Here is a 12700-nt window from a genome sequence, read left to right on the forward strand (position 1 = left end):
CTCTCTCCCATCTTAAAAAAACAGCAATCACACTGTAACCTAAGGTCGATACTTTGTGATCATGTTTTAAATTTTTGTGATTAGTTACTTATAAATTGTAACAAATCAGACTAGACAGTCCAGTTTAAAATATCTAAACTAGACTGAACCGTCTAGTATTACTTGCCGTACTTTAACCATTATGATTGCCAACACCTTTAAAATTGCTCATCACGTCGCCGTTAACTTGAGCAAGCAGCTTTCAACAAAAAGATTAGCGACTTTATTGATGATCTCGCCCACCCTGATCGCACTCAGTGCTTGCAATGAACTGGATATACCAGACGCCAGTGCCAGTAAACAAGCTTATCATCACAAAGTAGAGACGGTGACCCTGTCTGCTCAGGACGGCTATCATGTAGAGCGAAAATTTGCCGGTACCATACGCTCGAAGCAGTCAGCAAAGCTGATGTTCGAGGTTTCCGGTAGGGTCGATCAAATTCTCGCCTTCGAGGGTAATAAAGTTGAACAAGGACAAACGCTAGCCACCTTAGATCAGGAATTATTAAACATAGAATTGTCGCAACTGACCGCCCAGCTATCTCAGGTCCAGGCACAACAGGTATTAAATGAAGCAAACCTTAATCGTATCAATGCGCTGATCGAACAAGGATACACATCTGATCAGAGTCGCGACGAATTACTGGCCGAACAACAGGTTTTAAACGCTAGCCAACGTCAGATCCAGGCCAACATTGATGCTAAAAACTATCAGTTAAACCGCACAGCAATTACCGCACCTTTCGCCGGCACGATTAACAAGCGCCTGATTAATAAAGGTGAACTTGTCTCGCCTCAGGTGATGGCCTTTGAATTGCAACAAGGTGACCAGAATGAGCTTAAAGTCGGCGTACCGCAGGATTTGGCTCGTAATATCGAGAATCAAACAGAGCACCAATTATTAATCAATGAGCAAATCATTACTGTCGATAATGTGTCTGCCAACTCCGATATCAGCCCATTTAGCCGAACCGTGCAGTTGCGCTTTTTATTACCTGATGACATCCGTGTTTATAACAACCAGTTAGGCTATCTGGATTACAAAGAATATATTAAAGCCGATGGGTTTTGGGTACCGTTATCTGCGATCACTGATGGTGTGCGCGGCGTATGGAACGTATACACCCTTGAGCCAACTGAACAAGCAAAGCTGTATACCTTACAAACCCACACAGTAGAAATCCTCTATGTAAATAAAGACGGTGCTTTTATTCGCTCGTCCCTTAATGACGATACCAAAATCGTCAAAAACGGTTTGCAACGTCTGGTTGCCGGGCAAATCGTCCGTGTTGAAAACGAAGCGAGTTCGGTGACAGCGCCATGATAGAAATGTTTGTTCGCAATGGCCGATTAATGGCCTTGCTGATTATCTTATTGATCGTTGCCGGTCTGGCATCCTTATCAGCCCTTCCCCGCTCTGAAGATCCGGCAATGGAAAACCGTTTTGGTCTGGTGATCACCCAGTTTCCCGGTGCCAGCGCCGAACGCGTTGAAGCCCTGGTCACTGAAAAAATTGAGCAAAAATTACAGATTCTTTCGGAGATTGAATATCTGGCCTCGACATCACGTCCTGAAATTTCCGTTATTCAGGTAAAACTGGAAGGATATGTCACAGATTCAACCCCGATTTTTTCACGAATTCGTGATTTGCTCGCCGATATCGAACCGCAATTGCCCGCTGATGCCATGCCTCCCCGTTTCGATGAGGAGCGCAGTTTCGCTTATACCCGTTTACTAGCCTTAAACTGGCAAATAGATGACGCCAACGCCGAGCCAGATCTCATCAGCATGGGGCGCTATGCCAAAGAATTACAAAGTCAGCTCAGGTTAGTGTCAGGTACCGATATCGTCGACATTCATGGTATTAATGATGAAGAGATTTTGGTCGAGCTCGATCAGCAAAAAGCCGCCTTAGCCAACATTTCCGCCGAGCAAGTGGCTCAGGCAATTGTCGCTGCTGATGTAAAAATCCCGGCAGGTAAGTTGTTTAATGACAACAACCAATTACAAATCGAGGTTGTCGGGGCTCTGGATAACCTGCAGCGGGTAAGAAATATTCCGCTGCGCAGTGACAACAACCAGATAATGCGTGTGTCCGATGTTGCTCGCGTTTCCAGGCAGTTAAAACAACCTCTGAGCGAAATTGCTATTGTTAATGGCAAACCAGCTTTGGTTGTCGCAACTCGCATGATCCGTGGTATTCGTGTCGATCACTGGAGTAAACGGGTTGACGAACGCGTCGAGCAGTTCTCACAAATACTGCCTGCCAGTATGTCTTTGCAAGTCCTGTTTGATCAAAACACCTACACCGAAGCCAGACTTAGTGACCTTGTTGATAACATTTTCCTCGGCTTTATTATTATTGCCGTCGTCTTGTTTATTACCCTGGGTTGGCGCTCGGCAATCATTGTGGTGATATCCCTACCATTAACCGTGTTATTCACTTTAACGGTTATGAACTTCTATGGCCTGCCGATTCACCAGATGTCGGTTACCGGCCTGGTGGTTGCCCTGGGTATCATGGTAGATAATGCTATCGTGATGACCGACAGCATCCAGCAACGCAAACAACGGGGCATTAATGGCCTGCAAGCGGTATTGCAATCGGTTCGTCATCTTTGGTTACCTTTATTAGGTTCTACCTTAACCACGATTCTTGCCTTTATGCCGATAGTACTGATGCCAGGTGATGCCGGTGAGTTTATTAGTGGTATTGCCTTAAGCGTTATTTTCTCTCTGATTGGCTCTTACCTGATTTCTCACACCATAGTATCGGGATTGTCTGGGCGTTTTGTAAAAGGTAAGCAATCGAATCATTGGTACAATCAAGGCCTGGGTCTGCCCGCGCTTGAGCAATCCTTTACCAACAGTTTGAAACTAACCTTACAGTATCCAAAAACCATTATTGCGCTGGTGTTTAGTTTACCCATTGCCGGGTTTATTGCTGCTGGCAGTTTGTCGGAACAATTCTTCCCACCTTCTGATCGGGATATGTTCCATATTGAAGTATTCCTGCCGCCGCAAAACAGTATCTATGCAACTCAGTCGTTAACTCAAAAGATTTCTGAGTCTTTGCAGGCCGAACAGGATATCGATGAGGTCCGTTGGTTTATCGGTAAAAGTGCTCCGGCGTTTTATTACAATCTGATCGCCGCCAAAGATGGCATGCAAAATTATGCTCAGGCGATGATCACCGCCAAAGACTTTAAAGCCGCCAATCGATTGATACCGCAATTGCAGCGCCAACTCGATGATGAATTTCCACAGGCGCAGATATTAGTGCGCAAGCTTGAACAAGGCCCACCATTTAATGCCCCTATCGAAATTCGTATTTATGGGCCAAATCTCGACACCCTGCAGGTGCTGGGTAATGATCTGCGACGCATATTTTCAGAAACCGAAGATGTGATCCACACCCGTTCTACCTTATTAGCCGGTACACCAAAGGCCTGGTTAAAAGCCGATGAAGATTCGGTAAGTACCTTGCAACTGACATTAAGCTCTTTAGCGAGCCAGTTAGAAGTTGGATTGCAGGGCCGCACTCAAGGCTCGATTATTGAAGCCACCGAATCGATTGGCGTGCGAGTGCGAGCAGGCGACGAATACCGTCAGGGCGTCAATAACCTCGCCAACTTCCCAATCATTAATGCGACGACCGGCGAGTTCATTCCACTAGCGGCGATATCCGAGGTGGATATTAAACCGTCTCGTGGAGCGATCCCACATCGCGATGGTAAACGAGTTAATGTTATCGAAGGATATTTAAGAGCAGGAATATTGCCTTCAGTGGTGCTTGATAAAGTCAGAGCCAAAATTGATGCTGATGAAATAACAGTGCCTACCGGCTACACCCTGGAAATTGGTGGTGAATCAGATGCCCGTGATAAAGCCGTAGGTAAGTTACTCGGTAGTGTTGGCATTATATTAACGCTGTTGATTACCGTTGTCGTGCTGTCTTTCAATTCATTTCGGGTGTCGTCGATCATATTTATCTCAGCTTTTATGTCGATGGGTCTGGGTTTACTGAGTGTGTTTGTCTTTAACTATCCGTTCGGCTTTACGGTAATTATCGGCTTATTAGGCCTGATGGGCTTAGCAATCAACTCAGCCATTGTTATTCTTGCCGAGCTAAAAGCCGATGAGAATGCAATTGTTGGCGAAGAAGACGCGATTATTCATGGAGTATTAAGCTGTACCCGCCATATCAGCTCGACAACGATAACAACCGTTGGTGGATTCCTGCCGTTAATATTGGCTGGCGGCGGTTTCTGGCCACCATTTGCTATTGCCATTGCCGGCGGAACGGTACTAACAACCCTGTTATCATTTTATTTTGTACCCGCGGCATTTTATTTAATGAGCCGAAAACGCTCATTTGATTTAACTGCGAGTATTGCTAAATAACCCGATATGAAGCTTAGGTGTTAATAGACCGTTATAATAAAAAAGCCCTTTTTACGGGCTTTTTTATTAAGTTCCGGACAGAATTGCAACGATTTGGCGAGACTTTGAGCAAACAAACAAAAAGTCGCAATTTTTTCGAAAAAACAGTTGACGACCTCAAGGCAGATTTGCATAATACGCCGCACTTGCTTGAGGCAACTCAGACAAGTGTTTGGAAGGCTACGTAGCTCAGCTGGTTAGAGCACATCACTCATAATGATGGGGTCGCAGGTTCGAGTCCCGCCGTAGCCACCATCCTCGCGGGAGTGGCGGAATTGGTAGACGCGCTGGATTTAGGTTCCAGTATCCTCAGGATGTGAGAGTTCAAGTCTCTCCTCCCGCACCATTTACATTGTTGGGGTATAGCCAAGCGGTAAGGCAGCGGGTTTTGATCCCGTCATTCCGAGGTTCAAATCCTCGTACCCCAGCCACTTTTCCTAAGTGGTGCGTATCAAAGCAATCAATGTAGAAAGTCCCTGAGTTGGGGTATAGCCAAGCGGTAAGGCAGCGGGTTTTGATCCCGTCATTCCGAGGTTCAAATCCTCGTACCCCAGCCAACTTTTTCTCTCCTCTTAAAAATATCTTATTAATTTGTCCGTAATTCTTCATTTTCGTTTAAGAAAATTTAAATTTTTTTACGCTATAAAATTGTTTCGTATCCTAGATTTTCTCTCGGTTAGGGCAGGTTAGCATCCAATCACATCTGTCTGCATCAAGCTAACGCTGCTTTATTTCTATCCCTCATTTCCTGTATGGTTATACCAATCCCACTAAGTTTGTGCACAACTCAGAGTTAGGGCCGAGGTTCATTTACAACATAGATTTTATTGATATAGTCATTCTATATTAATGAAATATAGGGCAGGAAATGGGCCTCTCACTAACTCCCTACGGGTGAGTTTTAAAGGCGTTTATCCTGCGTTACTGATTTTGACAATGGAATAACCATTCTCTGCAATCAAAGCCTTGTCTAAAAGCCTTTAAATTCTCACTGAGTGAGCAATAATTTAATGGGATTGGTATTATTAGATTATCTGGTTTTAATCAGATAGTTATAAAAAATAAAAACAAAAAATAATAAATAGAATAAGGAAAAAGTTATGAAGCAAGTCGGTTTGTACTTGATGATTGCAGGTATTGCATCGCTATTATTGAACCTGGTTGGTTACGAGTTAAAAATCCTGATGTGGGTTGATAACTGGGGTGATACAACAGGTTGGGCAATTCGCCTTGGAGCGATTGTTGTCGGTGCACTAATGTTCTTTGCCATCAAGGAAGCACCGGAACAGGAAACGCAGGAAGAATTAAAAGAAGAGTCGTAATTCTTCCGAGCTAACTAATACCAATACCGGGTGGTCTTTATATGCTGTTTGATTGTGCCCGGTCTTACTTTCCTGGATTCATCCTCCAACCAAACCCAACCAAACCCAACTAAACCTTACGCAAAAATTCTACGCATTAGCTATTCACATATCAGCGTAGAGGTAAACACCACTGCAATCTTCGCATTTATAAAAACCAAAAGCTTAACAGATAGAACCGAGATGAGTTAATCTGGGCGTGCGAAAAATTCGAGAGCTATTAAGAATCAGGGCTAATCGCCGTTAAAAAACACAATCCGTCTACAAAATAAGCAAACAAACTATTTTTTTAAATTTTCTGAAAAAAACGCTTGCGCTTTAAACTGCCTTCCCTATAATGCACATCGTTCGCGGGAGTGGCGGAATTGGTAGACGCGCTGGATTTAGGTTCCAGTATCCTCAGGATGTGAGAGTTCAAGTCTCTCCTCCCGCACCATTAAAACCTCCGAAGGTAATTTCTAACGAGATTAACTTCGGAGGTTTTTTCGTTTCAGGCTTTAAATCTTTAGGCCAGAATCGTTGAATGACGTTCAACAATTCTGCCCCCATGATCTACCAAGATCTATAAACCGCAGGCGTATGCCAGAACTTTGTCCTTAATAGGACCCATTCGCTGTGCACCGAACAAACCCAGGTTACGCAATAGTTTGATTGGTCCTGCAGGTTGTTTAAATCCCCGGTAAATCAAATCCATCGTCGTCATCATCAAAAGGTTATCGTTGCGACGTTGCTTCTCGTATCGCCTTAATACCGAGGCATCCGCATAATGTTCGCCAGAGCCAATGGCTTTGGCAATAACTTCCTGCAATGCGTGCACATCTTTAAACCCCATGTTCACCCCCTGCCCCGCCAACGGATTAATTGAATGGGCGGCATCACCAACCAGTACCACTCGATTTTTCACATATTGATTGGCGTGGCGACGAATCAATGGGAATGCGCCTTTATCAATCACTTCAATATTTCCCAAGCGCTTTGGAAAGTGTTCGATAATCCGCTGTTGTAATTGGCTACTCGATAAGTTGACCAATTCGTTGATGGTTTGTGGTTTGTCGTACCAAACCAAAGAGGCTCGATTTCCACTTAAAGGCAGGAACGCTACCGGCGCACCGTTTACAAAATGTTGCCAGGTAATGTCTTGCTGATCCTGTTCGGTTTTTACATTAATCAGCATTGCAGAATGCTGGTAATCCCAACCGCTGGTACCTATCTTGGCCAAATTTCTGACCATGGAATTTCCACCATCTGCGCCAACCAGTATTTCGCTTTCAATGGTGATATCACCCAAAGTCGCAGTTATCCCATCCTCACGGTTTTCAATCTTGGATAATTTTTGCGGGGCGAATACTTTAATGTTGCTTCTTGCTTTGATTTGCAGCCAGGCCGCCGCTTGTATCAGGTGATTTTCCACCATGTGGCCAAGGTGAGATTGTTTAATCTGATCACAGTGAAATTCCGCATAGCTTAGCCCCTGCTCCCAAACCGCGAGGCGACGATATGGCGTCACCCGCCATAACTGCACTTGTTGCCAGATGCGTAAACTGCGTAATAGCTGCTCTGAGCCAAGTGAAACGGCGGAGACTCGCAAGTTGTAATCTTGCTGTTGATCATAATCCCCGGGGTTATCCAGCAAATTACTATCTGGTCTATGGGTGTCCACAAGAGCAATTTTCAGCCCAAGGTCAGCAAGCGCAACCGCGGTTGTTGCGCCAACCATACCGCCACCAATAACCAGACAGTCAAACTTTTCCATCGAGCCTTTAACCCTTTTAACACGTTTTTTGCAATTCTAATATTGATTGTAATGGACAACACTAGCTTGATACCAGCGCATTTTCTGGGAAAACAAATATCCCAGTAAATTGCGATTTATGTCTAAGAATCATAGCGTTAACAAGCTGTACGATAAACCACCAGAAATGCACGATAAAATACTGATCTTAGAGAGTATGTAACAAAGTAATTAATAACGCGGTTTTCGACACAAATGCTTACAAGCGTCGCGCAACCTTTTTTTAACATTATCTATCTTAAGAGCTGACAAATTTAAAAACTTTTAGGAAAAAATGATGAAAACTTTAGCTATGACTTTGTTATCGACGGCCCTGATGGTATCGCTTCCTTCACAAGCCAATGACGAAAAACCTGAAAATGCAGTTTCGGTTACTGACGTTTATACCGTAATGTATACGCAAAAAGCCGATTTGATCGCCCAGAAAACACAGCACACCCTGCAATATCTAAATTATCAGGGGCGGCTGGACATCTATGAGCAGGCTCGCAAGACTATTGCCGACATTGGTCAGGAAACAAGCCAGTTTGATCAGCAATTAGCCCGTGGTGAAACCTGGAAAGATTCTGACAATGCCGCTGAATAATTGTGAGTTTATCGCTCCAATAACCAGCAATAAATTAAGGCAAGAATAACAGCTCACTGTTTCTTGCCTTTTTTCTATCTGCCTATCTCCTGACTTCCAGGCCCTCAACTTTACAAATTAATAACAGCCAGACAGTGGCGTGGCGTCACAAGAAAGAGTAAAATATGCTCCTTTTTTATTTTGACCACACTCAAGGGCGATTGGCGTTACAAATAGATTCCATGAACGCCAGTATAAATAAGCCCTCACCCGCAGAAACAGGGTGTACAGATTGGGGGGCAGAGCATGAATTGTGCAAAATTCAAGATCTGACCCCAACCCGAGTATACTTTGAGTGTTAACGATATTTAGGCAAACGTACATGACCAAAAAGCTGTTTATTAAAACCTGGGGCTGCCAGATGAACGAGTACGACTCGCAAAAAATGGCTGACCTGTTAGATTCAACCCATGGTTTTGTTGAAGCAAAAGAAGCGGAAGAGGCAGATGTATTACTACTAAACACCTGCTCGATTCGTGAGAAAGCTCAGGAAAAAGTATTCCACCAATTAGGTCGTTGGAAAAACTTAAAAGCGGACAACCCTGATTTAATCATCGGTGTTGGTGGTTGTGTAGCGTCTCAGGAAGGTGATGCTATCCGTCAACGTGCGCCATTTGTTGATATTGTATTTGGTCCACAAACTTTGCATCGTTTACCAGAAATGATCCAACAGGTTACCGGTGAGCACAATCACGTTGTTGATGTCAGTTTCCCGGAAATCGAAAAATTCGATCGCCTACCAGAACCAAAAGCTGAAGGCCCAACGGCATTCGTTTCAATCATGGAAGGTTGCAGTAAATATTGTACGTTCTGTGTTGTGCCGTATACCCGTGGTGAAGAAGTTTCCCGTCCACTCGATGACGTACTTTATGAAATCGCTCAACTTGCGGAACAAGGCGTTCGCGAAGTTAACCTACTTGGTCAAAACGTAAATGCTTACCGTGGTGAAACCCACGATGGCAGCATTTGCCGTTTCTCTGATTTATTGCGTCTAGTGGCAACCATTGATGGTATCGATCGTATTCGTTACACCACATCGCACCCGGTTGAATTCACCGATGATATTATCGATGCCTATGCCGATGTTCCTGAGCTGGTTAGCCATTTGCACCTGCCAGTGCAAAGCGGTAGCGACCGTATTCTGAACATGATGAAACGTGGTCACACCGCCATTGAGTACAAAAGTAAAATCCGTCGCTTGCGTAAAGTTCGCCCGGATATCTGCATGTCATCAGATTTTATCATTGGCTACCCAGGTGAAACCAACGATGATTTTGAAGCTACGATGAACCTTATCAAAGCCATCGATTTCGATATCAGTTTCAGTTTTATTTACAGTGCTCGCCCGGGAACACCGGCCGCGGATGCGGTTGATGATGTGACTGAACAAACCAAGAAGCAACGTCTACAGATTTTGCAAGATCGTATCAATACTCAGGCTCTGTCTATTGCTCGCAAAATGCTGGGCACCGAACAACGTATCCTGGTTGAAGGCCCTTCTAAAAAGAACCCAATGGAGCTACGTGGTCGCACCGAAAACAACCGTATCGTTAACTTCGAAGCGCCTCACACCGTCATTGGCCAGTTCGTTGATGTGGAAATCACCGACGTATACAGCAACTCGTTGCGTGGCAAATTAGTCCGTACCGAGGATGAAATGGGTCTTCGTATTGCCCATTCACCGGCTGATATCCTGGCTAACCAGCACCATCAGGTTGCCCCGGACAATTCGGCTGACAGTTTAGGTGTTGAAACCTATACTCCATAGGCAAAAGGATAAATGGTTTAACGATAATGAAAACCAGTTTAGAAGTAACATTGGATCCCATGGATAACACCAGAATCGCAAACCTTTGCGGTCCTCTGGATGAAAACCTGCGCAAAATTGAGCGCTTGTTAGGGGTAGAGATTGGTTATCGCGGTAACTCGTTTAAGATCCACGGCAATGACGCACATAGCAATGCTGTGGCTAAATTATTAAAGGATCTATACATAGAAACCGCCGAAGTCAAAGGTAAGACCGGGAACATCACCCCGGAAATGCTGCACCTGGCTATCCATGAGGTGAATATTCTCGAGCAAGGTACCGATGTCGATGCCGATTACGACAAAATGGTGACGATTAAAACCAAGCGCGGATTAATCAAGCCACGTAACGAGAATCAAAAAACCTATGTTCAAAACGTCCTGACTAATGATATCAGTTTTGGTGTTGGTGTTGCCGGTACCGGTAAAACCTACCTTGCTGTTGCCTGTGCCGTTGATGCTCTTGAGCGTCAGGAAGTACGCCGCATTCTGTTGACTCGCCCTGCGGTAGAAGCCGGTGAAAAGCTGGGGTTCCTGCCTGGCGATTTGTCACAGAAAGTTGACCCTTATTTACGTCCTTTATATGACGCCCTGTTCGAGATGCTTGGCTTTGAAAAGGTTGAAAAGCTCATCGAACGCAATGTGATTGAAGTAGCACCGCTAGCCTACATGCGCGGCCGTACCTTAAATGATGCCTTTATTATTCTTGATGAGAGTCAAAACACCACGGTTGAACAGATGAAAATGTTCCTGACCCGTATCGGTTTTAATTCTAAAGCAGTTATCACCGGCGATATTACTCAGGTGGATTTGCCGCGCGGACAACGATCAGGGTTACGTCATGCTATCGAGGTGCTGGACAACATCAAAGGCGTAAGCTTTAACTTTTTCCAGTCTAAAGACGTTGTCCGTCATGCCGTCGTTGCTCGCATTGTCGAAGCTTATGAAAGACATGACATGCGAAAGCAGCAAGGGGCGAATCAAGCAACAAGCGCGAATAACACTAAAAAAGCGCCAGAAGATAACGGCGCCGATTAATTCGGGCGTTAATTCTGAGATAGAAAAAATTTAATGGCTAAAGTCTGGAACTTTTTCGGCAATACTGAATCTACTTATATGTCCTGGGTGCGAAGCCTGGTTGTATCTGAAGGCGTCGCTACCCTAGGCACGATTTCTCCCGCCGAATTAAGTTCCTTAAAATCACAGAAGCGAACACTTTGACTACATCAATTAATACATTGGATATTCAGATAGCCTGTAGCGATGAATCCGGGTTACCTTCCGCTGAAAATATGCAACTTTGGGTGGATACCGCATTAAGTATTTACTCAAAAGATGCGGAATTAACGATTCGCATCGTTGATAGCGATGAATCTCAACAGCTAAATCACCAATATCGAGACAAAAACAAACCAACCAATGTCCTGTCATTTCCGTTTGAGGCCCCAGACGGCGTTGAACTGAGCTTACTTGGAGATTTGGTAATTTGTGCCGATGTTGTCAAAGCCGAAGCCAGTGAACAGAACAAACCACTTACCGCCCATTGGGCCCATATGATCATCCACGGATGCTTGCATTTATTAGGTTATGATCATATAAGAGAGGTTGATGCCGAAGAAATGGAAGCTTTGGAGGTTAAGCTATTGGCATCGTTAAATATTAATAACCCCTATATAACCGACTAAACGTGACAGACGATTGGTCAAAAGATTAAATAACTAAGGTGAAAATACTGCTCTATGAGCGACGACAACCCGCACTCTAGCCACGGCTCTTCGAAGTCCTTTATGGAAAAAATTGTTCAAGCATTTACCGGAGAGCCGCAAAATAAAGAAGAATTAGTCGAAGTATTACAAGATGCTCAAGACCGTGAGTTGATCAAACCCGCTACCAAACAAATGCTGGAAGGCGTATTGGAAGTATCCGATATGCGCGTTCGAGACATTATGATCCCGCGCTCTCACATGGTAACCGTCGATATCCAGCAATCGGTAGAGGAATTCCTGCCAATCGTGCTAGAGTCTGCACACTCTCGCTTTCCTGTTATCAATGACGATATCGATCACATCGAAGGTGTGTTACTGGCTAAGGATTTGCTGGCCTATGGATTCACTAAAGACGCAAGTAGCTGCGCCTTAAAAGACATCATTCGTCCGGCAATTATTATTCCGGAAAGTAAACGCGTAGAGCCACTATTAAAAGAATTTCGCCAGCAACGCTATCATATGGCGGTTGTGGTTGACGAATACGGTGGTGTTTCTGGCCTGGTAACCATTGAAGATATCCTTGAGCTAATTGTTGGCGAAATCGAAGATGAGCATGACGATATGCTAGAGCGCGAAATTCGACGTTTGGCGGGTAATGTTTACCACGTAAAAGCGCTCACCGATTTGGATGACTTCAACGAATACTTTAATTGTGATTTCGATGAAGAAGAAGCCGATACCATAGGCGGTACGGTGATGCATCGTTTTGGCCATATGCCACTGCGCGGCGAAAGCATCGACATCAATGGCTTTGACTTTAAAGTTGTCTCTGCAGACAAACGGCGTATTCAGCAACTTCAGGTTACCATTCCAAAAGACCATGAAATTAACGGTCGTTTGGTTGACGAGCGATAGAACTTTCTCCTAT

The 12700-nt window shown here is 44.5% G+C and carries 9 protein-coding genes and 5 tRNA genes; 13 read left to right on the plus strand and 1 reads right to left on the minus strand.

Going from position 1 to position 12700, the window contains the following annotated elements:
- The first annotated feature begins 268 nt into the window (after positions 1-268).
- From FNC98_RS11390 to FNC98_RS11425, 8 genes are all read left to right on the plus strand, one after another.
- Positions 269-1363 (plus strand): efflux RND transporter periplasmic adaptor subunit, encoded by a 1095-nt coding sequence (locus tag FNC98_RS11390; RefSeq protein ID WP_221932882.1) that lies wholly within the window; start codon positions 269-271, stop codon positions 1361-1363.
- Positions 1360-4443 carry an efflux RND transporter permease subunit gene (locus FNC98_RS11395; protein WP_143581354.1) on the plus strand — a complete coding sequence of 1028 codons (3084 nt, stop codon included), beginning with the start codon at positions 1360-1362 and terminating at the stop codon, positions 4441-4443. Before FNC98_RS11390 ends, FNC98_RS11395 begins: the two co-directional genes overlap by 4 nt.
- 217 nt (positions 4444-4660) lie before the next feature.
- Positions 4661-4737: transfer RNA gene (locus tag FNC98_RS11400), tRNA-Met, on the plus strand.
- A gap of 5 nt (positions 4738-4742) precedes the next feature.
- Positions 4743-4828, plus strand: a tRNA-Leu gene (locus tag FNC98_RS11405).
- 10 nt (positions 4829-4838) lie between these two features.
- Positions 4839-4913, plus strand: a tRNA-Gln gene (locus FNC98_RS11410).
- 51 nt (positions 4914-4964) lie between these two features.
- Positions 4965-5039, plus strand: a tRNA-Gln gene (locus FNC98_RS11415).
- 543 nt (positions 5040-5582) lie between these two features.
- Positions 5583-5804, plus strand: coding sequence for a hypothetical protein (locus FNC98_RS11420; RefSeq protein ID WP_143581355.1), 222 nt, complete (start codon positions 5583-5585; stop codon positions 5802-5804).
- 389 nt (positions 5805-6193) lie between these two features.
- Positions 6194-6279, plus strand: a tRNA-Leu gene (locus tag FNC98_RS11425).
- Positions 6280-6405: 126 nt separating this feature from the next.
- Here FNC98_RS11425 and FNC98_RS11430 read toward each other — a convergent pair.
- Positions 6406-7596, minus strand: coding sequence for an FAD-dependent monooxygenase (locus tag FNC98_RS11430; RefSeq protein WP_143581356.1), 1191 nt, complete (start codon positions 7594-7596; stop codon positions 6406-6408).
- 316 nt (positions 7597-7912) lie between these two features.
- Here FNC98_RS11430 and FNC98_RS11435 point away from each other — a divergent pair, with 316 nt between their 5' ends.
- The 5 genes from FNC98_RS11435 (at position 7913) to FNC98_RS11455 (ending at position 12687) form a co-directional block, all read left to right on the plus strand.
- The gene (locus FNC98_RS11435) at positions 7913-8221 is read left to right on the plus strand and encodes a hypothetical protein (RefSeq protein ID WP_143581357.1); all 309 of its coding nucleotides are present in this window, start codon (positions 7913-7915) and stop codon (positions 8219-8221) included.
- A 361-nt stretch (positions 8222-8582) separates the two neighbouring features.
- The gene (gene miaB / locus FNC98_RS11440) at positions 8583-10028 is read left to right on the plus strand and encodes a tRNA (N6-isopentenyl adenosine(37)-C2)-methylthiotransferase MiaB (protein ID WP_143581358.1); all 1446 of its coding nucleotides are present in this window, start codon (positions 8583-8585) and stop codon (positions 10026-10028) included.
- Between the two features lie 26 nt (positions 10029-10054).
- Entirely contained in the window at positions 10055-11104 is a 1050-nt protein-coding gene (locus FNC98_RS11445; RefSeq protein WP_143581359.1) for a PhoH family protein, read from the plus strand.
- A 179-nt stretch (positions 11105-11283) separates the two neighbouring features.
- Complete coding sequence (gene ybeY / locus FNC98_RS11450; protein ID WP_143581360.1) at positions 11284-11751, plus strand: rRNA maturation RNase YbeY; 468 nt, start codon at positions 11284-11286, stop codon at positions 11749-11751.
- Positions 11752-11805: 54 nt separating this feature from the next.
- The gene (locus tag FNC98_RS11455; protein WP_143581361.1) at positions 11806-12687 is read left to right on the plus strand and encodes an HlyC/CorC family transporter; all 882 of its coding nucleotides are present in this window, start codon (positions 11806-11808) and stop codon (positions 12685-12687) included.
- Positions 12688-12700 lie beyond the last annotated feature (13 nt).

It is taken from the genome of Thalassotalea sp. PS06, from assembly GCF_007197775.1.
Lineage (GTDB): Bacteria > Pseudomonadota > Gammaproteobacteria > Enterobacterales > Alteromonadaceae > Thalassotalea_A.

Excerpts from the sequence above, each read along its gene's own strand:
- FNC98_RS11445 (WP_143581359.1), top strand. The coding sequence starts at position 10,055 with ATGAAAACCAGTTTAGAAGTAACATTGGATCCCATGGATAACACCAGA.
- FNC98_RS11395 (WP_143581354.1), top strand. The coding sequence starts at position 1,360 with ATGATAGAAATGTTTGTTCGCAATGGCCGATTAATGGCCTTGCTGATT.
- FNC98_RS11455 (WP_143581361.1), top strand. The coding sequence starts at position 11,806 with ATGAGCGACGACAACCCGCACTCTAGCCACGGCTCTTCGAAGTCCTTT.
- FNC98_RS11390 (WP_221932882.1), top strand. The coding sequence starts at position 269 with ATGATCTCGCCCACCCTGATCGCACTCAGTGCTTGCAATGAACTGGAT.
- FNC98_RS11435 (WP_143581357.1), top strand. The coding sequence starts at position 7,913 with ATGAAAACTTTAGCTATGACTTTGTTATCGACGGCCCTGATGGTATCG.
- FNC98_RS11420 (WP_143581355.1), top strand. The coding sequence starts at position 5,583 with ATGAAGCAAGTCGGTTTGTACTTGATGATTGCAGGTATTGCATCGCTA.
- FNC98_RS11430 (WP_143581356.1), bottom strand. The coding sequence starts at position 7,596 with ATGGAAAAGTTTGACTGTCTGGTTATTGGTGGCGGTATGGTTGGCGCA.
- miaB (WP_143581358.1), top strand. The coding sequence starts at position 8,583 with ATGACCAAAAAGCTGTTTATTAAAACCTGGGGCTGCCAGATGAACGAG.